The organism is Enterobacter cloacae complex sp. P47BA (genome assembly GCF_014930485.1).
Lineage (GTDB): Bacteria > Pseudomonadota > Gammaproteobacteria > Enterobacterales > Enterobacteriaceae > Enterobacter > Enterobacter bugandensis.
In genome coordinates this window covers 1-22,465 of the sequence record NZ_JADBRF010000021.1, presented here as the reverse complement: position 1 = coordinate 22,465, position 22,465 = coordinate 1, and the positions used below count along the sequence as shown (strand labels likewise).

Annotated in this window: 16 protein-coding genes and 1 tRNA gene; 15 read left to right on the top strand and 2 right to left on the bottom strand. The window is 54.0% G+C overall.

Features of this window, described 5'->3' with window-relative positions; all coding sequences use genetic code 11:
- Nucleotides 1-32 precede the first annotated feature (32 nt).
- From tssH to IM299_RS19110, 14 genes are all read left to right on the top strand, one after another.
- Entirely contained in the window at nucleotides 33-2,687 is a 2,655-nt protein-coding gene (gene tssH, locus IM299_RS19175) for a type VI secretion system ATPase TssH (RefSeq protein WP_193357956.1), read from the top strand.
- Nucleotides 2,684-5,185, top strand: a complete 2,502-nt coding sequence (locus tag IM299_RS19170; RefSeq protein ID WP_193357955.1) for a type VI secretion system Vgr family protein — start codon at nucleotides 2,684-2,686, stop codon at nucleotides 5,183-5,185. Before tssH ends, IM299_RS19170 begins: the two co-directional genes overlap by 4 nt.
- A 3-nt stretch (nucleotides 5,186-5,188) precedes the next feature.
- Nucleotides 5,189-6,808: a hypothetical protein gene (locus tag IM299_RS19165; protein ID WP_193357954.1), complete on the top strand. Its 1,620-nt coding sequence runs from the start codon at nucleotides 5,189-5,191 to the stop codon at nucleotides 6,806-6,808.
- Nucleotides 6,801-7,925, top strand: coding sequence for a T6SS immunity protein Tli4 family protein (locus IM299_RS19160; protein WP_193357953.1), 1,125 nt, complete (start codon nucleotides 6,801-6,803; stop codon nucleotides 7,923-7,925). The genes IM299_RS19165 and IM299_RS19160 overlap by 8 nt, the downstream gene beginning before the upstream one ends.
- Before the next feature lie 115 nt (nucleotides 7,926-8,040).
- Nucleotides 8,041-8,301: a PAAR domain-containing protein gene (locus tag IM299_RS19155; protein ID WP_193357952.1), complete on the top strand. Its 261-nt coding sequence runs from the start codon at nucleotides 8,041-8,043 to the stop codon at nucleotides 8,299-8,301.
- The gene (locus IM299_RS19150; protein ID WP_227013177.1) at nucleotides 8,213-9,427 is read left to right on the top strand and encodes a hypothetical protein; all 1,215 of its coding nucleotides are present in this window, start codon (nucleotides 8,213-8,215) and stop codon (nucleotides 9,425-9,427) included. Before IM299_RS19155 ends, IM299_RS19150 begins: the two co-directional genes overlap by 89 nt.
- Nucleotides 9,424-12,873 (top strand): ImcF-related family protein, encoded by a 3,450-nt coding sequence (locus tag IM299_RS19145; protein WP_193357951.1) that lies wholly within the window; start codon nucleotides 9,424-9,426, stop codon nucleotides 12,871-12,873. Before IM299_RS19150 ends, IM299_RS19145 begins: the two co-directional genes overlap by 4 nt.
- The gene (gene tssA / locus IM299_RS19140) at nucleotides 12,873-14,474 is read left to right on the top strand and encodes a type VI secretion system protein TssA (RefSeq protein WP_193357950.1); all 1,602 of its coding nucleotides are present in this window, start codon (nucleotides 12,873-12,875) and stop codon (nucleotides 14,472-14,474) included. Before IM299_RS19145 ends, tssA begins: the two co-directional genes overlap by 1 nt.
- A 42-nt stretch (nucleotides 14,475-14,516) precedes the next feature.
- Nucleotides 14,517-16,271, top strand: coding sequence for a type VI secretion system baseplate subunit TssF (gene tssF / locus IM299_RS19135; RefSeq protein ID WP_048958002.1), 1,755 nt, complete (start codon nucleotides 14,517-14,519; stop codon nucleotides 16,269-16,271).
- A complete protein-coding gene (tssG, locus tag IM299_RS19130) occupies nucleotides 16,235-17,320 on the top strand; it encodes a type VI secretion system baseplate subunit TssG (protein ID WP_063155677.1) in 1,086 nt (361 codons plus the stop codon). Before tssF ends, tssG begins: the two co-directional genes overlap by 37 nt.
- Nucleotides 17,298-17,843, top strand: coding sequence for a type VI secretion system lipoprotein TssJ (gene tssJ, locus IM299_RS19125; protein WP_063437052.1), 546 nt, complete (start codon nucleotides 17,298-17,300; stop codon nucleotides 17,841-17,843). Before tssG ends, tssJ begins: the two co-directional genes overlap by 23 nt.
- Complete coding sequence (tssE, locus tag IM299_RS19120) at nucleotides 17,843-18,298, top strand: type VI secretion system baseplate subunit TssE (RefSeq protein WP_041908863.1); 456 nt, start codon at nucleotides 17,843-17,845, stop codon at nucleotides 18,296-18,298. Before tssJ ends, tssE begins: the two co-directional genes overlap by 1 nt.
- A 14-nt stretch (nucleotides 18,299-18,312) precedes the next feature.
- Complete coding sequence (locus IM299_RS19115) at nucleotides 18,313-18,783, top strand: hypothetical protein (RefSeq protein WP_060571933.1); 471 nt, start codon at nucleotides 18,313-18,315, stop codon at nucleotides 18,781-18,783.
- Nucleotides 18,784-18,843: 60 nt separating this feature from the next.
- A complete protein-coding gene (locus IM299_RS19110) occupies nucleotides 18,844-20,172 on the top strand; it encodes a VasL domain-containing protein (protein ID WP_193357949.1) in 1,329 nt (442 codons plus the stop codon).
- Nucleotides 20,173-20,223: 51 nt separating this feature from the next.
- Here the strand turns inward: IM299_RS19110 and IM299_RS19105 are convergent.
- Nucleotides 20,224-20,295, bottom strand: a tRNA-Arg gene (locus IM299_RS19105).
- 75 nt (nucleotides 20,296-20,370) lie between these two features.
- Nucleotides 20,371-21,300 (bottom strand): formate/nitrite transporter family protein, encoded by a 930-nt coding sequence (locus tag IM299_RS19100; RefSeq protein WP_041908869.1) that lies wholly within the window; start codon nucleotides 21,298-21,300, stop codon nucleotides 20,371-20,373.
- A 315-nt stretch (nucleotides 21,301-21,615) separates the two neighbouring features.
- On the opposite strand from IM299_RS19100, the gene mlaA reads away from it, so the two are divergent.
- Nucleotides 21,616-22,368, top strand: coding sequence for a phospholipid-binding lipoprotein MlaA (mlaA, locus tag IM299_RS19095; protein ID WP_041908870.1), 753 nt, complete (start codon nucleotides 21,616-21,618; stop codon nucleotides 22,366-22,368).
- Nucleotides 22,369-22,465 lie beyond the last annotated feature (97 nt).

Genomic DNA, 22,465 nt, shown 5'->3' with positions numbered 1-22,465 from the left:
GCGTGTCCAGGAACCGACAAAGAGAGAATCTCATGGAAAATCCAGCCATCCTGTTACGTCGTCTGAACCCTTACTGCGCCCGCGCGATGGAAGGGGCGGCATCGCTCTGCCAGACCCGTGCCCATGCCGAAATTCTGCCGGAGCACTGGCTGCTGAAGCTGCTGGAGCAAGGCGAGGGGGATCTCACTGTGCTGGCACGCCGCTACGAGTGGGATATGGATGGCATCTGGCAGGATCTGCTCGGCTGGCTGGATAAACAACCTCGCTCCGTGCGCCATCGGCCCCAGCTCTCAGAAGACATCCAGACTCTGATGCAGCAAGCCTGGCTACTGGCCTCACTCAATGGTGAAGAGCACATTCGCAGCGTCCATCTGCTGATGGCGCTGGTGGAAAAACCAAAACTGGCTCGTTGTGACGGCCTCTGGCCGTTGTTAACGCTTGGCCAGAGCCAGCTGGAGCGCCTGAGACCGTTGCTGGATGCGCAATCGGATGAACGTCCGGAAATGCAGCGCGAAGCTGAACTGGCACAGAGCCACGGTGGTGAGGTGGAGTTTGTCGGGCGTCCGGCTGGTGAGGAAATGGAAGAGGGGGAACTGAGTCCTGCGCTGCAGAACGCGCTGGATAAATTCACCCTTGATGTCACCGCCAAAGCGAAGGAAGGAAAGGTCGATCCTGTGTTTGGCCGTGACACAGAAATCCGCCAGATGGTAGACATCCTCTCTCGTCGCCGCAAAAACAACCCGATTCTGGTCGGCGAGCCGGGCGTGGGGAAAACCGCACTGGTTGAAGGTCTGGCGCTGCGTATTGCCGAGGGCAATGTGCCTGAATCCCTGAAAACGGTCACTCTGTGTACCCTCGACCTGGGCCTGCTACAGGCCGGCGCGGGCGTGAAAGGTGAGTTCGAACAGCGGCTGAAAAACGTCATCGACGCGGTGCAGCAATCCCCGTCCCCGGTCCTGTTGTTTATTGATGAAGCGCATACCATCATCGGCGCAGGCAACCAGGCAGGCGGCGCCGATGCAGCGAACCTGCTGAAACCAGCGCTGGCGCGTGGTGAACTGCGTACCATTGCGGCCACCACCTGGAGTGAGTACAAGCAGTACTTTGAACGCGATGCCGCACTGGAGCGCCGCTTCCAGATGGTCAAAGTGGACGAGCCGGATGACGACACCGCCTGTCTGATGCTCCGTGGTCTGAAATCCCGCTACGCAGAGCACCATAACGTGCACATTACCGACGATGCGGTGCGCGCGGCAGTTACGCTTTCTCGTCGCTATCTGACGGGCCGCCAGCTGCCGGACAAGGCAGTTGACCTGCTCGACACCGCCGCAGCGCGCGTCCGCATGAGCCTCGACACCGTGCCGGAGCAGCTGACCTGCATTCGCTCGCAGATCACCTCTCTTGAAATGGAGAAGCAGGCACTGCTGGAAGATATTGCTGTCGGCAATCAGAGCCATGGTGAACGCCTGACCGTCATTGAGCAGGAAGAGAACGATCTTATCGTTGCTCTCGACGAGCTTGAAACTCAATACGGGCAGGAACTGAAACTCACCGAACAACTGCTGGAAAGCCGCCAGGACATCTCCCGTCAGAGCGAGACGCACGCGCTGCAGCAGGAACTGCACGGCATGCAGCACAGCAACCCGCTGCTCTCGCTAGATGTGGATGTGCGCACCGTTGCCAATGTGATTGCTGACTGGACAGGCGTTCCGCTGTCATCGCTGATGAAAGATGAGCAGACCGAACTGCTTACCCTGGAAGATGAAATTGGCAAACGTGTGGTCGGGCAGGATGTGGCGCTCGCGGCCATCGCCCAGCGTCTGCGTGCGGCAAAAACGGGTCTCACCTCCGAGAATGGCCCGCAGGGCGTATTTCTGCTGGTGGGCCCGAGTGGGGTGGGGAAAACCGAAACCGCCCTGGCTCTGGCGGACGTGATGTACGGCGGTGAAAAATCACTGATTACCATCAACTTGTCCGAGTACCAGGAGCCTCATACTGTTTCCCAGCTGAAGGGCTCCCCTCCGGGCTACGTTGGCTACGGTCAGGGCGGTATTCTCACCGAAGCCGTGCGTAAGCGACCGTACAGCGTGGTGCTGCTCGATGAAGTCGAAAAAGCGCACCGCGACGTGATGAACCTGTTCTACCAGGTGTTCGACCGTGGCTTTATGCGCGACGGTGAAGGTCGTGAAATCGACTTCCGCAACACCGTTATTCTGATGACCTCCAACCTCGGCAGCGACCACCTGATGCAGCTGCTGGACGAACAACCTGAATCCACCGAAGGCGATCTGCACGAACTGCTGCGTCCGATCCTGCGTGACCACTTCCAGCCCGCGTTGCTGGCCCGCTTCCAGACCGTGATTTACCGTCCGCTGGCGGAAGCGGCCATGCGTACCATCGTGGAAATGAAGCTGTTACAGGTTAGCAAGCGCTTGCATCGCCACTACGGCCTGACCACGCAGATTAATGAGAGCCTGTATGACGCCCTGACCGCCGCCTGCCTGCTGCCGGATACCGGGGCGCGCAATATCGACAGCCTGCTGAATCAACAAATTCTGCCGGTGCTGAGCCAGCAGTTGCTGACCCGTATGGCCGACAGACAAAAACCACGGTCGTTACACCTGAGCTGGAGCGAAGAAGAGGGCATTGGCCTGGAATTTGACGTTCAGGAAGGAGTGGACGCATGAGTAATAATCCTCCGTTAAGGTTCAGCCATAACCACCACCTGCTGGCGGTGAAAGGCTGTGAGTCCGCGCTCGACGTGCTGGCGTTTGAAGGCGATGAAGCCCTGAGCACACCGTTCCGCTACCGTATTGAATTCACCAGCGGTAACCACGCCATCAGTAAAGAGATGATGCTGATGAAAGGGGCTTCCCTGACGCTGCAGGCCCCGGTAGACCAGGGTTACGGCATCAGAGTGCAGCAGGCCGTGCGCACCCTTCAGGGGGTGGTGACCGGTTTTGAACGCCTCAGCACATCAAAAGACGAAACCCGTTATGCCCTGACGCTCCGGCCGCGACTGGCGCTGCTTGACCGCTCGCACCAGAACGCCATTTACCAGGACATGTCGGTCCCGCAAATCGTGGAAAAAATCTTGCGCGAACGTCACGGTATGCGCGGCCAGGATTTTCTGTTCTCGCTCACTAAAGAGTATCCGCGCCGTGAGCAGGTGATGCAGTACGGCGAGAATGACCTGCACTTCATCACCCGCCTGCTGGGTGAGGTCGGTATCTGGTTCCGCTTCACCACCGACACGCGCCTGAACATCGACGTGGTGGAGTTTTACGACAGCCAGCAGGGGTATGAAAAAGGCCTGACCCTGCCGTCGGTGCCGCCGTCAGGCCAGCACTCGCATGGCGTGGATTCGGTGTGGGGGATGGAGAGCCATCACAACGTGGTGCAGAAGCAGGTCAGCACCCGGGACTACAACTACCGTCAGGCCACGCAGGACATGAACACCCTGGTGGATGCGACCCGCGGGGATGTCACCACGTACGGTGATGCCTATCACTGGGCGGATAACTACCTGACGCCGGGCAGCACCTGTGACCGCAATCCGGCCCCGGAGTCCGGGGCGTTTTATGCCCGCCTTCGTCACGAACGCTACCTGAATGGTCAGACCCGGGCGCAGGGCATTACCAGCTGTCCGACCCTCTCGCCGGGCCAGGTACTGAAAGTCACCGGCGGGTATGAAGTGGCGGAGGTGTTTGCGCAGGGCGTGGTCATCACGGCGATGCAGACCCACGCGCGGCGGGATGAAGACTTCAGCCTTCGTTTTGACGGTATTCCGGACAGCCCGGATTTCAGCTTCCGCCCCGAGCCGGGAGAACGTCCGGTGATGGCCGGTACGCTGCCGGCCCGCGTCACCAGTACCACCGAAAATGACACATACGGCCATATCGATAAGGACGGGCGCTACCGCGTCAACATGCTGTTTGATCGTGACAGCTGGGAGACGGGATTCGAAAGCCTGTGGGTGCGCCAGTCACGCCCGTATGCCGGGGACACTTACGGCCTGCACCTGCCGCTGCTGGCGGGCACCGAGGTGGCGATTGGCTTTGAGGACGGTAACCCGGACCGGCCGTACATTGCCGGCGTGCTGCATGACTCGGCGCACGGCGACCACGTCACTATCCAGAATTACAAACGCAACGTCCTGCGCACCCCGGCGAACAACAAAATCCGCCTTGATGACGAGCGCGGAAAAGAGCATATCAAGGTCAGCACGGAGTACGGTGGCAAGAGCCAGCTGAATCTGGGTCACCTGGTCGACAGCGAAAAACAGCAGCGCGGTGAGGGGTTTGAGCTCAGGACGGACAGCTGGGGTGCGATACGGGCGCAGAAAGGGATATTTATCAGCGCTGATGGCCAGATGAAAGCGCAGGGTCAGGTGCTGGAGATGCAGGCAGCGATGAGCCAGCTGGAGCAGGCGCGGTCGCTGGCTGAAGCGTTACGCAGCGCGGCAGAAGCGGCGAGGGCTGAACTGGCAGATGTGCAGACGCAGAAGGCGCTGCTGTCAGAGGCGCTGACGGATTTAAAGAAAGCGGCGCTGCTGGTCTCGGCGCCGGAAGGAATAGCGCAGGTGACAGGGAAAAGCCTGCAGCAGTCGGCGGGAGACAACATCATCAGCACCAGCGGCGGGCACACGGATTTCAGCGCACTGAAAAGATTCACCGTGGCGGCCGGGGAGCGGGTAAGTCTGTATGCGCAAAAGCTGGGCATCAAAATGTTTGCCGGCAAAGGGAAGGTGGAGATCCAGGCGCAGGGGGATGAGATGACGCTGGATGCGCTGAAGGATATCCGCATCAGCAGCAGTGAGGGAAAACTCATCATCAGCGCGAAGCAGGAGATAGTGCTGACGAGCGGCGGAGGATATATCCGGATAGCGGACGGAACGGTGGAGTGTGCGGCGCCGGACAAAATCATCGAGCGCGGGGCGGTGTGGCAGAAGTTTGGTGGACAGAGTTTTAGTCAGGCGGCCCAGAAGTGGGAGAGCAGCGAATTTGAAATGGGGCCTGAAGTTCTGTGGCCCTATTCTGAGACACCCGTAGCGGGTCAGAAAATCAGCCTGACGCACAGCGATGGTACCGTGCAGGAGTTAATGACCTCGGCATCCGGCCGTGGGGAAAAGCAAAACCTGATGGACCCTGCATTGATGCAAATAAACCTGAAGGATGAGGACTAACCGATGATTGAAGCCACTGACAGCAATAGTGTCCTGCTGGGGTACGACAAGTTTGGTCATCCACTCTATAAGGTCATTGCCACGCCGAAAGAAAAGGAGCAATGGCTCAAACTTTATAAGATGCCGGACAGAGTCATCCCGGTTGTATTTTTACCGGGGGTGATGGGGAGTAATTTGATGAGTCCTGACGGCAAGTCTATCTGGAAAGTAGATGGAACATGGAGCATGAAATCCTGGTTAGTGCGGGGCGCCGAGGAAAGAAAAAAATTACTGGATCCTACCAAAACCGTTGTCGATCCCAGCGGGAAAATCGAGACCGAAAGTCCGGAAGAGCGGCTGTTATTTTCATCGCGTCGGGAGAGAGGCTGGGGGGAGGTGGGGGCAATGAGCTACGGCACTTTCCTTCCCTGGCTTCAGGAAGCGCTGAACGATAACCAGACAATGTTAAAAAACAAGACCAGCAAAAATGGCAGCCAGACTCTGCGTGAGAGGCTGATGGATAAACAATTGGGGGCCGAAATTGGCGAGAGTAACCTGACCTCTGACGAAGTGGCGCTGAGCTATCAGTACCTCTTTCCGGTCCATGCGGTGGGCTATAACTGGCTGCAGTCGAACGTGGATTCTGCACAAGCACTTGCCGGGCGCATTGATAGCATCATTAACGATTACAAAGCCAGCGGACGCAAATGCGAAAAGGTTATTCTGGTGACCCACTCAATGGGAGGGCTGGTTGCTCGTTACTATTCAGAACTGCTGGATGGTGATTACGGGAAGAAAAATATTCTGGGTATTGTACACGGGGTGATGCCGGACTGCGGTGCCCCGATGGCCTATAAGCGTATGAAAGCGGGAGAGGCAGTGCCGGTTGGTTTAGTGATTGGCAGCAGTGGCGCTGAAATGACCCCTGTACTGGCGCAATCGCCGGGCCCTTTACAGCTCCTGCCTGGCAAAGGATACGGTATGGGCTGGTTTCACGTCGAGGGTCTTCAACAGCCTTTGCCTCAGACAGACCCCTACAAAGATATCTACACTGAGCGATCGGCGTGGTGGGGGTTATGTGAGGAGCGCTTTATTAATCCGGATAACAAAAAGATGGATAAGCTCCAGTTGGAAAAAGATTGGCAATCTTATGTAGATATTATTGATGGTAAAGTCAAAATATTTATAGAGGGGCTTAATGGGCATTACCATGAATATACCTATGCCTTTTATGGAAATGACGGGAAAAAATACCCTTCTTATGCCGAACTGCACTGGAAGGACATAAGTGGAAAACATACCCCAGAAGCTTACCGCTCGCAGGTCAGCGAACAGGGGGAAGTTTTCTACCCGGCAGACAAATTTAACCAGACCATTCGCTATGCAACGCTGGAAACACCGGACCAAGGGTATGTTAGCCGCAAATATGAATTATTACCTCCTGTGGAAGACGGTGACGGCACTGTACCGGTCAGAGCGGCAGTGATTAATTCTCCGAAGTTAAAGGCCCAGCTCGGTGTGGGCGTTGACCACGAGGGGGCTTACAAACCTGACAACACCATGGATGCGCGCTGGTTTACTCTTCGCTCAATTATAAGAATTGCACAGCAGGTGAAAAATACAGGGCTTGCTTACCATGAATAAGATAAAACAAAAAGCAATGATCCTGGTCGCCTTCATCGTAGCGGGATATGGGTTGTATCAGTATTTTCGCCCTTACAATCCATCACCGCAGACACTGACGTCATCACAGCAGGTAACCATGAACAAAATAAACGCTGAAATGAAACCTTATTGCGTCGGGCGCTATATGCTCGACCTGCCATCATCCTTTACGGCTTATAATGACGCTGCACCGCTGGATAATAATATCTGGGCGGCGGTGATTTCCCGGCCTGAGGATACGTATAAAACCTATCTGGCGACAAAGAAAATGTATCATCCGGGTTTTAAGCAGTTAATCGCATTACGTGAAAAGGCTCTGCGAGAAAGTAAAACTATTGACGCTCAGGATATGCCTTTTTTAAAAAAAGTCTGGTCTTTGCCGGACGGTATGGATGGTGTGATTTTTGAACGGAATGATAATGGGGGTACCGCAGATTTTATTCGAACACTGGAAGGCTATTTATATACTAATGGCGTAGTTATTAAACTTCAGAAGCAAACCATTAATGATTCCAGCTCTGTATATAATGAGCAACGAAGAGGGCGACCCGCCAGAAACTATGTCACAAGTGACGTCAGCCAGATGCAGTCGCTGATGGCGAGAATTAGTGGCAGGGATAATGACGTCATTCCGACGAAACCAGGTTCCTGTATCACCCATGCGTTTATTGCCACCGACCCGACGGCAAGGGAACGGGAAGATATCTCCGTTGGGCTTGAAAGTAAAACACTGGAACATATCAGAGTTATTCTTTCTACTGATAACTTCACCCGAGAAAAAGACACGGTGCTGGAGAGAGCAGGTGAGATAGAGAGTAACTTGTACCGTGGCCATGTGGAAAGAAAAGGGGCCTTTAGTATTAACGGACTGCAGGCCCAGGAGTTTCTGGCAACGGGTTTACAGGCATCTCAGGACGAGCCACGTTACGGCTTTGATATGTTCATCAATGAAATGACAGCCAGCTACAAGACTCCCAATTTTATTCTGACCCTGGAGAATGATTCCATGCCGCCAACCTCCTACAGCAAGGAGGAAATTATCGCCTTCTGGGACACGATCAGCCGTAGCGTACGCGTGCGCCCCGGCGCGTTTTGATTATGTATTTTCATACAGAGAAAATTAAAATTTTATCGATAATAATTAAGTGGGGCGCTGTCTTGGTCGCAAACCATTATATTGTCGTAAATTAATTTTTAAAAAAGAGGAAGATATGCCTGGAATTGTTTGCCTGGGTGATGATACCACCCATGGTGGAAAGGTTATTACCGCGTCGTCGACAATGTTTATCAATGGTATTCAGGTTGCCTTGGTCGGTGATTTGGTTTCATGTCCAGAACACGGAATTAATCCGATAAAAGAAGGTGATCCCGGAGCGTCAGAAAATGGGATTAACGTTGTTGTTAATAACTGCGCCTGTTCCTGTGGATGCAGAGTCATTAGTTCTCACATCGAAAATACTATTGAGTCTTGATATTATGTGGCCTATCCCCAAAGTACCCAAAAAAAGTACAATTGCCAGCTTGTCATACAAGCGATGGGGGATTGTTCTTATTTCTATTTTAATGGTTTGTTCTGTTTTTGGTTTTTCTTTGTGGGGAACGGAGGCATATACTAAAATAGTATTCTTCCTGCTACTTCCGGCATTTTTCATATGGTTATGTATTTTTGGCGCAGCGCTAAACCGTTATGAGCAGTCAAGGAGCGCTCTTTCTGCCTGGAAAGAAGAAACTGATAGAACTAAGGCTTTATGGCAGCACTGGAGCCGACAGCAGTTGTCAGTGGTTGGTAATGTTATCTTTACTCCTGAGGAAAACGGGGCCGCGAGTTTTCTTGGACCTCTGTCTGATATTCCAGCATATCCAGATAAAGTCAGGTCGTTGTCACATTCCTGGGGCTCCCTTCGTGTTTTGTCTGATATGATCGACAAACAGCTTGAGCAACAGTATCCTGGTTATCGGAAATTTTTGCATACTATTTATGTATTGCAACCCTCTGGTTGGGACAAAAAGAACGTATGCCAGATTATTCTGTCTCAATGGGATCTGCTTCCTGAAGTAAATTGTTCCGTTGAGTGTATTGGAAAATTCCACGATAACGTTAATTTTGATGGTTTGATATTAGTTCTTAGTTTCCAATGCTGGTTGGCAGGTGTATCGAAACAATCCAGCGAAATGGTCTCTGCCCAGCTTTTATCATCCTCAACTTTTTCCAGACAACATGCTGTACCGGTACTTGCCGGATTAGGCCGTGTTATGCCTGTGGATAATGAGAATATTGAAAAAGATTTAGACATGCTTTTTGAATACAATCGAATTGACAAGCGTGATTTACGCCATGTCTGGCTTTCTGGTATTCCTGCTGATATTAATTCAAAACTGATTCAGTATGCCGATCGATGTCAGTGGAAACTTCTAGAGAAACATCCTTTTAATTTGATTGATTTTTCTTTTGGTCCCCCTGGTGAAATGGTATTCCCTGTTTCACTCGCATTGTTGGTTGACGCGGCTCAAAAGACTGAAGCTAACCAATTATTAATTATTCAGGCATCACCTCAGTCCAGACTGCTTTGTTTGATTACTCGGAAACTTTACTTATGACCCAGGAAAAGGAATTACAGTCAGCACGTTATGGATCTTGGGGCTATCTTGTTTTAATTGTTGGCCTTGCGGGTATAACTGCGTTTTTACTATTTATTAATCAAGATGCCTTGCTTAAATATGGACTGACATATCGCCAAATTTGGTCGGTGTGGGGTGGTGTATTTGGTTTTTTATTCTTAGGCACTATTTGCTCTCCTTTTTATTGGCGCTGGAAGCAAAGAAAAAAACAACTCATTTATTTACCACCGGAACCCTCAAGTGCTGAAACTAAAACAACTCCAGATGTGAGTACAACCATCAGAGATTATACCGATTTAAAACAGCATCTTAATCTTCGTTATGGCGTCCTTTGGCGACGCAAAGTCCACCTGCTGCTCGTCACTGGCAATGAAGCCGCTATAGAGCAATTGGTACCAGGCCTGCAGGAAAGCCAGTGGCTTGAAGGCAACCGCACCGTGCTGATTTACGGCGGGAGCCTGGCATTAGAGCCTGGCCGGGAGAAATATACCGCGTTGCGTAAACTGCGTCGCGGTCGTCCTCTGGACGGAATAATTCGCGTCGTACCGCAGTCGCTTAATCTCACCCCTCAGATTAGCGACAACGATTTACGCGGGCTGGAAAAAATCAGCGAATTGCTCCGTTATTCCGCGCCGGTCTGGCTGTGGCAACTGTGTGACAGCAAATGGTCGCAGGCAAAACGTACTGAACAGGCGGTAGGAGCCCGTTTCCCGCTGCGTGCCAAAGCTGACGATATTAGCCGTCAGCTTGAGCTGATGCTGCCTGCATTGCGGATACAGGGGATGAGTCAGGTCGCTGAGAACAACGGCCACGATTTCCTGCTGCGTCTGGGCCAGTACCTCAAAGACGGCGGTATCGCCCGCTGGACTCAACAACTGGTGCCATGGTTGGCTGCCTCTCAGCAGCGTGTTCCGTTGCGTGGTCTGATGTTCAGCCTGCCGGAAAGTTACCCTGTTCATACTACAGAGGGGACAGCCGAACCTGAGAAATATATCCCCGAATCACAACGCCATGCCCTCGCCCTGCCCGTAACCTGGCAGGGCATTGTGGATGACTGCATCCGTGTGCGTGGCCGCCGTGTCGGTATGGCCTGGGAACAGACGCTGGCCTGGACACTGATGACTATCATCGGTATCTGGGGAGCGGGAATACTGCTGTCGTTCGCGATCAACCGCATGCAGATAGTCTCTGTTGCCGAGCAGGCGCATGCGCTGGTGGAGCATTCTTCCGTATCGGATTACCAGCTCACGGCTCTGCATACCCTACGTAATGACGCCGGCCGCCTGCAGCACCGTATTCAGGAAGGAGCGCCCTGGTACCAGCGCTTCGGTCTGGACCATAACCAGCAGCTGCTCGATGCGTTGCTGCCCTGGTACGGCGTGGCAAACAACCGCCTGATACGCGACCCGGCGAATCAGGCGCTGACACAAAAACTCAGCGCATTGGCAAACTCTGCCCCCAACAGCGACCAGCGTGCACAGCTGGCGAAGCCAGGTTATGACCAGCTTAAAGCCTGGCTGATGATGGCCCGTCCGGATAAAGTCGACGGCGCGTTTTATGTGCAGACCCTGAAAACCGTGCAGCCGACACGAATGGGTATTTCTACCGGTCTGTGGCAAAGCCTGGCGCCGGATTTGTGGGCCTTCTACATCACCGAACTGCCTAAGCAGCCACAGTGGAAAATCACACCGGATGCGCAGCTGGTCAGCCAGAGTCGCCAGCTGTTGCTGCAGCAAATTGGGCGTCGTAACGCTGAAAGCACACTGTATGAAAATATGCTCAAGTCAGTGCGTCGTAACTTCGCCGATGTCTCCCTGGAGGACATGACCAGCGGTACCGATGCGCGTCGACTTTTTACTACCGAGGAGGTCGTGCCGGGCATGTTCACCCGCCAGGCCTGGGAAGGTGGCATTCAGCAGGCTATCGAAAAGGCTGCAAATTCCCGCCGGGATGAAATTGACTGGGTGCTGAGTGATTCCCGTAAAGCCGTATCGGCGGATCTGTCGCCGGAAGCGCTCAAAGCACGCCTGACAGAGCGTTATTTCATTGACTTTGCAGGCAGTTGGTTGAATTTCCTTAACAGCCTGCACTGGAACCCGGCAAACAATATTGCGGACGTTACCGACCAGCTTACGCTGATGAGCGATGTCCGCCAGTCGCCACTGATTGCCCTGATGAATACCCTCGCCTGGCAGGGACAGACAGGCCAGCAAAGCGAAGGTCTTTCGGACTCCCTCATCAAATCGGCTAAAGATCTCGTCGGTGGAAAAGATAAACCTGCCATTGATCAGTCTGCGTCAGGGCCGCAGGGGCCGCTGGACGATACCTTTGGCCCGCTGCTACAGCTTCTGGGTAAAAACAAAGGTGGTAATGTCATGTCGGCGGACAACTCCCTGAGTCTGCAGACGTATCTGACCCGTATCACCCGCGTGCGTCTGCGACTGCAGCAGGTGGCCAGCGCTTCTGACCCGCAGGCAATGATGCAGACCCTGGCGCAGACCGTATTCCAGGGCAAAAGCGTGGACCTCACCGACACTCAGCAATACGGCAGCCTGATTTCGGCAAGTCTTGGCGAGGAGTGGAGCGGATTTGGCAGCACAATGTTTGTGCAGCCGCTGACCCAGGCCTGGGAGACCGTGCTTCAGCCGTCGGCAGCCAGTCTGAATGACAAATGGAGCCGTTCGGTTGTCGCGAACTGGCAAACTGCCTTTGACGGTCGTTTCCCGTTTGCTGCCAGCAAAAGCGATGCCTCTTTACCGATGCTGGCTGAATTTGTGCGTAAGGACAGTGGACGGATAGAGCGCTTCTTGTCGACAGAGCTCAACGGTGTGCTACACAAAGAGGGTAGCCAGTGGGTACCGGATAAGGTCAACAGCCAGGGACTGAATTTTAACCCGGCCTTCCTGCGGGCCATTAACCAGCTGAGCCAGCTGTCAGACATCCTGTTCACCGATGGCAGTCAGGGCATCAGCTTTGAGCTGCAGGCGCGTCCTGTGCCACAGGTGGTGGAGACGCAGCTAACCATTGATGGACAAAAGCTGCACTACTTCAACCAGATGGCCGACTGGCAAAGCTTCCGCTGGCCGGGAGAGACTTACAAGCCGGGAACGATGCTGACATGGATCACGGTCAACGCCGGTGCGCGCCTGTTCGGGGATTACAGCGGGACCTGGGGCTTTATCCGCTGGCTGGACTTGAGCAAGCGTCAGCAGCTTGACCGCAGCCAGTGGATGATGAGCTTTACCGCACCGGATGGTCGCACCCTGCAGTGGGTGCTGCGCTCCCAGCTCGGAAAAGGCCCGCTGGCGCTGTTGGACCTGCGTGGTTTCACGCTGCCGGATCACATATTCAGTGTCGACAGCGCGGTCACCGCTCAGGCGCTGATGGCTAATACGAAAAACAATGACATGGAGGGCGTCGAATAATGAGCACATTGCAGAATTTGGTTACCGCCTGTCAGGCTGACGATGCTCAGCTGCGTGAACAGGCGCAGACGCGCACGGATAACTGGCAGCCCTGGCTTGCTCCGGTAAGCGTTGCCAGTCCGACAGGGGAAGACCCGGGATATGACGATGATTTTCAGCGTATCCGCGAAGAGGTTAATAAGCTCTCCGGGATTGATACCGAACTGATATGCACGCTTGCTGAAAAGTTACTGACCACCACGGCCAAAGACATCCGGATTGCGACCTATTACTGCTGGGCGCGACTGCACCAGGATGGCGAAACCGGCTTTGCCGAAGGACTTGAGCTGCTGGCGGGATTGCTGCAGCGCTACGGCACGCAGCTCCATCCCCGGCGGGACCGCAGCCGCAAGGCCGCGCTGGAATGGCTCGCCGGTACCCGTGTCCTGGACAGCCTGTCACTGTATCCGGAAGTCGTGCGCGAGGATGCGCAGCGGACCTCCGGGGCGCTGCTGCTGATCCGCGACAGCCTGGAGACAGAGCCGGAAGCGTCGCGGCCAGAGCTGAATGCCCTGTACAGCGGGCTGGAGTCTCGCCTGATGAAGGCCGGTGGTGTGGATGCCGTGGTACCGCAGAACGCAGGGAATAAGGCGGAGTCACAGCCCTTTACGCATGCGACCGAGTCAGATGCGCCGGTTCTGAGCCGCATCACCTCCGGTCAGGATTTGCTGGCCCAGGCCCGTACCCTGACGGGATATCTGCGCGAGCAGCCTGATGGCTGGCTAGCCGCACACCGGCTGATGAAAAGCTTGCGCCATGACACGCTGAGAGCGATCCCTGCACCGGATGCCGAAGGGAAAACACGTATCGAACCACCGCGGGCTGACCAGCGGGCAATGCTTAAACGGTTGTACCTGCAGCAGAGCTGGCTGGAGATACTGGAGCAGGCGGACAGCACCTTCTCGCGTGGCGCTAATCACCTCTGGCTGGATTTGCAGTGGTATATCCACCAGGCTCTGGTGAAATTGGGGCACGATGTGCTGGCCGATATCATCATCGCCGATCTGAAAGGGCTGCTGAGCCGTCTCACAGGACTTGAAACGCTGGCCTTTAATGACGGAACGCCGTTTGCCGATGAGGTCACGCTCAACTGGATAAATCAGAGCGTGCTGGACGATTTGTCCAACTGGCGGGATGAGCCGGTCAGTGCTGCTGGTGAGACAGATAACGATATCCTGCTCCTCGAGCCGGAAGCGCTGGATAAAGCGGACACTGACGGTCTGGATGCCACCCTTCACTGGCTCCAGACCCGTCCTGGTTGCGACTCTACAAAAGACAAATGGCTGCTGCGCCTGCTGATGGCCCGCATAGCCGAGCAAAAGGGTAAAAATGAGCTGGCCCTGCATCTGCTGGGTGAACTCGATAGCGCCGCACGGTCAATCACCCTCACGCAGTGGACACCGGCCCTGTTATTTGAAGTGAAATCCCGTCGCCTCAGACTGCTACGCATGAAAGCTACACGCAGTGAAACCGATAAATCACGTCTTCAGCCTGAGATGGACCAGCTTCTTGCCGGTCTGATTGCGCTCGACCCGGCAAGTAGTGCGGTGCTTTGCGGATAAAAACGCCTGGCTACCTTTAACATTCCTATATTCAGGTTTTTTATGGACGACTTAACCCTGCGTTACTACGACGCTGAAATGCGCTATCTACTGGAAGCCGGCGAAGAGTTTGCCCGTGCTCACCCCGAGCAGGCAGCAATGCTCAACCTTGATAAAGCCGGAGCGCGCGACCCGTATGTTGAACGCCTGTTCGAGGGCTTTGCCTTCCTGATGGGGCGCTTGCGTGAAAAGCTCGATGACGACCTGCCTGAACTGACCGAAGGGCTGGTCAGCCTGCTGTGGCCGCATTATCTGCGCACCATACCGTCGATGTCGGTGGTGGAGTTCACCCCTGACTGGCGCGAGATGAAAGAACAGATGCGCATCGCCAAAGGTTTCGAAGTTAACTCGCGGCCGATCGGCGAGAAGGCCACGCGTTGTCGGTACACCACAACCAAAGAGATCACGCTCCTGCCGTTGTCGCTGGAGCAAGCCCGCCTGTCGACTGACCCTGACGGGCGTTCGGTTATCAGCCTGCGCTTTAACTGCAGCCATCTTGCCGACTGGAGTCGTATCGATCTCAGCCAGATCCCGCTCTACTTCAACGCTGATGCACCGCTGGCCTGCGCCATGCATGAAGCCTTTACCATGAATACAGCTCGCCTCTGGCTGCGTATGCCGGGCGACATGGACAGAAGACCGCTCGACGGGTATTTCGCCGTGCTGGGCTTTGGCGATGATGACGTCCTGTGGCCGAAGGGAAGCAGCAGCTTTAGCGGCTATCAGCTGCTGCTGGAGTACTTCACCTTCCGTGAGAAATTCATGTTTACCGGCTTGCGTGGGCTGGAGACCGTAGTCTTTCCGGCTGAACTCCCCTGGTTTGAAATCGACGTGGTGCTGGCAGAACGCTGGGAGCATGATTTCAGCTTTACCGAAAAGCATCTGCGCCTGAACTGTGTGCCGGTGATCAACCTGTTCCCGCTGGAATCTGACCCGCTGACGCTCAACTCCCTGCAGACCGAATACATGCTGCGACCGATGCGGGTGCAGGACGGCCATACTGAGATTTACTCTGTGGACTCGGTGATGTCATCCAGCCAGCATACCTACGTGCCATTCTCGAGCTTCCGTCACAAAGGCGGCATGATGCGTCATGAAGCCCCGGAATATTATTATCACACTCGTGTGCGGCGCGGCCCGTCAGGCCTGTACAACACCTGGCTTATTCTGGGCGGCGAAGCGTTTGATAACCACACGGTACCAGAAGATGAAAGTCTGTCCCTGACGCTCACGGGCACCAACGGCCAGCTACCACGGCGTGCGCTGCAGAGTACCGTGCTCGATACGGTGATGAAAACCACCTCGGCCAGTATCGCCGTGCGTAACCTGTGTGCGCCAACGCTGCCCTGTTATCCCCCGGCGCAGGATCGCTTTCACTGGCGTGTACTGAGTCATCTTGGCAGCGGCTTCCTGTCAATGATGGATAACGCCGACGTGCTGCGCGGCACCCTGGCGCTGTACGAGTGGACCGACAGCGAGATGAACCGCCGTCGCCTGGAAGCCATCATTGACGTGAAGCACAGTGAAACCGAACGCTTTGAGCAGGGCTACCTGGTGCGCGGCGTGCAGATTGAGGTGACGCTCGACAGCCATGGCTTTGCCGGGCGCGGTGACATCTGCCTGTTTGGTGAGATGCTGAGTCGTTTCTTTGCGCTCTACACCGACATTTATCTGTTTAACCGCCTGATTATCATTCTGCAACCGACCGGAGAACGCCTGGAATGGCAAGAGAAGCACAACCGCCGTATTCCCGGCTGAGCCCACGGCTGGAGGCGGATCTTCACCGCATTAACTTTTACCGTTTCTGTCAACTGCTGGAGAAGCGCAATCCAGGTAAGCCGTTGATGGGCTCGACCAGCCATCCCGCAGATGACCCGGTACGTTTTGCACCGCACTCGGGGATGGGATTCCCATCCAGTGAGCTAAAGGCTGTCGAGTATGCCGAGGATGATGACAGCAGACCACCGCTCATCCGCACAACCTTTATGGGGATGTACGGTGTCGACTCACCTCTGCCGACAGCCTATCTCGATGATATCACTCAGCGTCGTGAAGGGTATGAAGCGCTGCAGGGTTTTCTGGATATCTTCAGCCATCGCATCCTGACGCAGTTTTACCGCATCTGGCGCAAATACTCCTATCCCGCAACGTTTGAGCCGGGGGGAACGGACAGCATTTCACAGTCGCTGCTGGGGCTGGTAGGGCTGGGCATACCGGGAACCGCAAACCACATTGCCACCCCGGTTTCCCGCTTTCTGGCGTTACTCGGGGTTCTGCAGCAGCCGGGCAAAACCCAGGAGGGGATGCAGGCCCTGGTGACACTGCTGGCCCCGGATACTCTCGTGAAGGTCAGTCCATACTGCCTTCGACCGGTGGAGGTCAGTCAGCAACTGGGCTTCTACGGTGATGACGATTTTCAACTGGACGGCAATACCCCGCTGGGTGACGAAGCAATGGATGCCAGCAGCCAGTTGCTGGTTGCGCTCGCGACGGAAAACGAACAGGAGGCGCAGGGCTGGAAGCCGGACGGCCAGCTGTATCAGGATTTCCTGGTCATGCTCCGGGTGTACCTGGGCTGGCGGTTCAAGGCCAGAATTACATTGACCACTTCAGTCCGGCTGCTGGCCGTTCCACCGCTGGGCGAAAGCCCTTTCTGGCTGGGAATGAACGGTGTGCTGGGAGTAGAGGGTGATACTCTTTCGGATGAAATACCCGATACCTTTACGACAGAACTGGGTGATTACCGCGGGCTGGAGCCTGCGAAACCGCAACAAGGAAATCGACGTGTTACCTACAAGTTTAATTAAGACCATGCGCTGGATTATACCTTTTATGGCGATTAGCCTGACAGGCTGCGGCGTGGCGCAGAGCGTCACCGACGGCACCAAATCGGCGTTTAATTCTGTGTTCTATAAAAAGATTAAAATACTGCATCTGGATTTCACTGCACGTGAGGCGCTGAACATTGATGCCCGAGAAAGTAATCCGCTTTCTGAACCAGTCGTGGTGCGGGTTTACCAGCTTAAAGATCGAAAAATATTTGATAAGACGGTTTATATGCAACTGCTTCAGGATGATAGCAGCATTTTGAAAGACGATATGCTAGCGAGCCGTGATGTCGTGGTAAAACCAGGCGGTGATGCAAGCCTTGATATGCCGATGGAAGAAGCTGCGCAGTTTGTGGCTGTGGTGGGGCTGTTCCGCCATCCGGATGAGGTCAACAGCACCTGGAAGCAGGTTATTAAACGCAGCGACCTGGATCCGGATAAACCGCGTACTCTGGAAGCTGGCGAGAATCATCTGACGCTGCAACCGCTTAAGGACAACTGATGCCCCACGGACATAACACACCTTCGCTCTATGAAATGCTAACCGGAAATTTTTCCGGTGGCCTCAACCTCAACCAGGTGAGTGAAGAAAATCAGGTCATCCTCTCAGTGTTGGATAATATGCAGCGCGTTCTCAACTGTCGCGCCGGCACGCTCGCGCATCTCCCTGACTTCGGCTTGCCCGATATGACGAAAATCCTTCAGGGTATGCCAGGGACGGCCCATGAACTTATGAGCACGCTGTCGACTGTCTTGCTCAAATATGAACCTCGACTGAAGAAGATAGATGTTGTTCTGCTGGACCAAAAAGTTCCAGGCGAACTGCGCTATGCCATTGACGCTGAACTCAAGGGGATTGGCCTGGTGCGCTATGGCACTGAGTTTATGCCCGAAGGACGGGTTCTGTTGAGGCACCTCAGGCAACAGCAGTACCTCGATACCACAGCCCGTATTTAAGGCCAGGAAACACTATGTCAGTAAAATCACAATTCATAAAAAAACTGCAGGCCAGTCAACCTTCACCCGTTCCTCCAGTCAGTAAAACTCAGGCAGATATTGCAGCGTTTCGCCTGCGAATGGAGCAACTTCAGCAGCAGATGGATGAGTGGCTCACAGGTACCGGACTGAATGTGAGCACTGTCTCTGCTTCCGTTTCGGACCTGCTGGTGGAGGGAGGGGCTTTTGAGATTTCCGGTATTGTGCTTCGTTATGACAGTCGGGCGGTAAAGTTTATGCCGATCTTTCTGTATGGACAGGGCGTCGCCGGTTGTGTCGAGGTGACTTTCTGTTCCGGAGAAAATGTTATTTCTCAAGGGCGGCTCTTTATGCGGGTAGGGGGGGGAAGTGACTGGATCTTCACTCCCCCAGATGCACCATCCCGGTCAGGACAATTATTTGATGAAGGTATTTTTTTCGGTCTGATTTTAGCGCTGTTGCCATAGCGATAACATTATTTCATCAACTGACGAAATCAACTGACACGAATATGCAGGCCCTCCAGAATGACTATAGATATAACGTTAAAAACCGGCGGCGACCCGCGCACGCTTCCGGATTATGCCGCCCTTCGCGATGAACTGAGTAAATTAAGCCATCCCGCTCGACCGGACGTGAACTGGGTATACGTTGAAAAACGCTGCCTTTCATTATTCGAGCAAAACGGTGTTGAGTTGCAGACTGCAGCCTGGTACACCCTCGCCCGTACGCAGCAGTCTGGAGTCGCTGGCCTGAATGAGGGGCTGGCGATCCTGGAGGCTCTGATTAGCCACCAGTGGGAGGTTTTCTGGCCGCATTCGCAACACGTGCGAATGGAAATCCTTAGCAGCCTGAGCCAGCGCCTGCAGCAACTCATGCGTATGCTCACTTTGGATGACAGCAATCTGAGTGAGCTATATAACGCTGAAGCGTTGCTTTCCAGGCTGGGGGCGGTGCTCCAGACCCTTGAGCTTAAACACCTTAGCCAGTTCGAGACATTACGAACGGTGATACATTCTAATGCGGCAAGACTGGAAAAAAATCATGGAATAACAGATTCGCATGAGATGAAGCCCGACAGGGAAGCGCCTTTGGAAAAGGATGAACCGATCCAGGCGGTGAAAAGGGTATATGTTGTCCAGCAGAAAAATGAGCCGAACGGTGAGGAACCTGTGATGCCCTCCCGGATTGCCGGGCAGTGGAAGCCCTTTGTCGCCGGGATGTGTTCTGCGCTGCTGGTCTGCGTCGCCATAGCGTGGGGTGGGGGCTTTCTCTCCAGACCCGATCCCTTAACGACTCAGGCCATTGCCTCGCTGGCACCATTACCTGAAGCGCTCACACCTGTTCAGCAAAACGCGTTAACGCAGCGAGGAACGTTACCGTCTACGTTTATCTCAGATACGCAGCAGCAGCTTGCACGGCTGGATAAACTGTCTCCTGACTGGAATATTTCCTACAGCCTACAGCTGTTAAAGCAGCTCCAGACATTACGGCCCGAAGAGGCTAAAGCGCTGATAATACAGTGGCAAAAAAAGTTTAACGCGACGGCGTTGCCCGTAGACGCAATGAACAGCTGGTATCAGGGGATGATGACGCTTCAGCAACTGAGTGATCGGCTGAGTAGTCTGGATGAGCAAAAAGGAAAATATCTAACCGTGAGTGAGCTTAAATCCGTGGTTTTTTCGACTATGCAGTCATTTAACCATGCGATACCCGCTGAAGAGCAGCTCAGGCGCCTGTCGCAGTATCCTGCAGGAAGTGCGCTCCCTGAAGCAGAAAAGACCCAACTTGAGCTTCACCTAAAGCAACTGGCAACGCGTTATGCTCAAATAAAGCAGGATGCTTCTGCTCAATGAGTTTTTGCAGCGAACAGACTAATTTGGGTTAAAAACAGAGGAAGATAAAAGTGTCCCCTGCAGGAATCGAACCTGCAACTAGCCCTTAGGAGGGGCTCGTTATATCCATTTAACTAAGGGGACGAGGCGGCACGAGTATAGCGTTATTTACACTTTGCGTTAAGCGCGTTGCCGCCTGACTGCTCAAAGAGTCACCATTCAGGTTGATTTTTTTGCTGCTTTATCCTTTTCTGCCTGCGCCTTAAGCTCGGCTTTGCGTTTATTCGACATGTCGTTACGGATTTGGGCATGGCTTAACAGCGCGAAGATAAACGTTCCACCGCAGATATTCCCCGCCAGCGTCGGAATGGCGAACGGCCAGAAAAAATCGCTCCAGTGAAGCGTACCGTTAAAGACCAGGTAAAGTATTTCAACGGTACCGACCACAATATGCGTGGTATCCGCCAGCGCAATTAGCCAGGTCATCAGTATGATCACCACGATTTTAGCGCTACCGGCAGAAGGGAACATCCACACCATTGTGGCGATAATCCACCCAGAGATAATGGCATTTGAAAACATTTCGACTGGCGTGTTTTTCATCACATCCATACCGATCTTCACAAACGCGTCCCGGGTGGGTTCATCAAATATCGGCATATATTCAAATGCCCAGGCCGCGATGCCCGTGCCGATGATATTTCCCAGCAGAACCACGCTCCAGAGCCTCATCAATAAACCAAAATTGCCGAGAGTAGGGTTTTGCATCACCGGCAGTACGGCGGTCACCGTGTTCTCAGTAAACAGCTGCTGGCGGGCCATGATGACGATAATAAAGCCGAAGGTGTAGCCGAGGTTCTCCAGTAAAAATCCGCCGGGCACGCCCTCCAGCTGCACATGAAATATCCCTTTAGCAAGCAGCGAGGCGCCCATTGACAGTCCAGCCGCGATAGCTGACCAGAAGAGGGCCATAGCATCGCGCTCCATCTCCTTTTCCCCGTCCTGGCGTATATGTTCGTGAATTGCCATCGCGCGGGAGGGGAGGCGATCCTCATCAATCTCTATCTCCTCCCCGCGCGCTTTCTCCTCGCTTTCAATTTCATGTTCCTCATTACTTTCGCCAATTTTGTCTTCACCCACTTCTTTCATATCTGCTCCCGGAGGTTGATCTTTCTTTTAAGCGTAGCGGCTTTTATCGGGATGCCTGTGGGGATGCTCTTAAATTGGCGGGAATGACAACAAAGGTGATACATCTTGTTCAAAGACATTATAAAATTGCCAGCGAAACGAATTCCAAAAGTCAGGCTATGCTGAGATCAGAGTCACGGTGATTACTGCCCGTAACTGTACTCATAGACATCGGTAAACGTGCTGTTACAATCACTTGCATGTTTTCAGACGGAGCGCCAGACGCTCCGTTACGGATGGCAATTAACGATAGCCATACTGAACAGGGAGATATTTATGAAACTTCGGCTGTCGGCGCTTGCGCTGGGCGCGACGATGCTTGTGGGCTGCGCCAGCTCCGGGGAGCAAACGGGACGCTCCGATCCTCTCGAAGGATTTAACCGCTCTATGTATAGCTTCAACTACAACGTGCTGGACCCGTATGTGGTTCGCCCGGTGGCAGTAGCATGGCGCGATTACGTTCCACAGCCCGCGCGTAACGGGTTAAGCAATTTTACCAGCAACCTCGAAGAGCCTGCGGTGATGGTCAACTATTTCCTGCAGGGCGATCCGTATCAGGGGATGGTGCACTTTACGCGCTTCTTCCTGAACTCCCTGCTGGGTATGGGTGGTTTTATCGATGTTGCAGGTATGGCAAACCCGAAACTGCAGCGTGAACAGCCGCACCGTTTCGGCAGTACGCTGGGGCATTATGGTGTCGGTTACGGCCCTTACGTCCATCTGCCGTTCTATGGCAGCTTCACCGTGCGTGATGATGGCGGCGATATGGTCGATACGCTGTATCCGGTTCTGTCGTGGCTGACCTGGCCGCTGTCGGTGGGTAAATGGACGGTGGAAGGGATTGAAACCCGTGCGCAACTGCTTGATTCAGACGGTCTGCTGCGCCAGTCGTCCGATCCGTACATTATGGTGCGTGAAGCGTACTTCCAGAATCATGACTTTATCGCCAACGGCGGCAAGCTGAAGCCGGAAGATAATCCAAACGCGAAGGCTATTGAAAACGAACTCAAAGATATTGATTCGGAATAAATAAAAAAGGTGAGCAACGCTCTAATGCCAGTCAGTTAAGCAACTGACTGGCTTTTTTTCGGGGCTGTGGGGTATCTCCAGGGCCTTTCCTTTACCA

Bases quoted from the DNA above. Each gene is read 5' to 3' on its own strand.
- tssH (WP_193357956.1), top strand. From the start codon at position 33: ATGGAAAATCCAGCCATCCTGTTACGTCGTCTGAACCCTTACTGCGCC.
- IM299_RS19170 (WP_193357955.1), top strand. From the start codon at position 2,684: ATGAGTAATAATCCTCCGTTAAGGTTCAGCCATAACCACCACCTGCTG.
- IM299_RS19165 (WP_193357954.1), top strand. From the start codon at position 5,189: ATGATTGAAGCCACTGACAGCAATAGTGTCCTGCTGGGGTACGACAAG.
- IM299_RS19160 (WP_193357953.1), top strand. From the start codon at position 6,801: ATGAATAAGATAAAACAAAAAGCAATGATCCTGGTCGCCTTCATCGTA.
- IM299_RS19155 (WP_193357952.1), top strand. From the start codon at position 8,041: ATGCCTGGAATTGTTTGCCTGGGTGATGATACCACCCATGGTGGAAAG.
- IM299_RS19150 (WP_227013177.1), top strand. From the start codon at position 8,213: ATGGGATTAACGTTGTTGTTAATAACTGCGCCTGTTCCTGTGGATGCA.
- IM299_RS19145 (WP_193357951.1), top strand. From the start codon at position 9,424: ATGACCCAGGAAAAGGAATTACAGTCAGCACGTTATGGATCTTGGGGC.
- tssA (WP_193357950.1), top strand. From the start codon at position 12,873: ATGAGCACATTGCAGAATTTGGTTACCGCCTGTCAGGCTGACGATGCT.
- tssF (WP_048958002.1), top strand. From the start codon at position 14,517: ATGGACGACTTAACCCTGCGTTACTACGACGCTGAAATGCGCTATCTA.
- tssG (WP_063155677.1), top strand. From the start codon at position 16,235: ATGGCAAGAGAAGCACAACCGCCGTATTCCCGGCTGAGCCCACGGCTG.
- tssE (WP_041908863.1), top strand. From the start codon at position 17,843: ATGCCCCACGGACATAACACACCTTCGCTCTATGAAATGCTAACCGGA.
- IM299_RS19115 (WP_060571933.1), top strand. From the start codon at position 18,313: ATGTCAGTAAAATCACAATTCATAAAAAAACTGCAGGCCAGTCAACCT.
- IM299_RS19110 (WP_193357949.1), top strand. From the start codon at position 18,844: ATGACTATAGATATAACGTTAAAAACCGGCGGCGACCCGCGCACGCTT.
- IM299_RS19100 (WP_041908869.1), bottom strand. From the start codon at position 21,300: ATGAAAGAAGTGGGTGAAGACAAAATTGGCGAAAGTAATGAGGAACAT.
- mlaA (WP_041908870.1), top strand. From the start codon at position 21,616: ATGAAACTTCGGCTGTCGGCGCTTGCGCTGGGCGCGACGATGCTTGTG.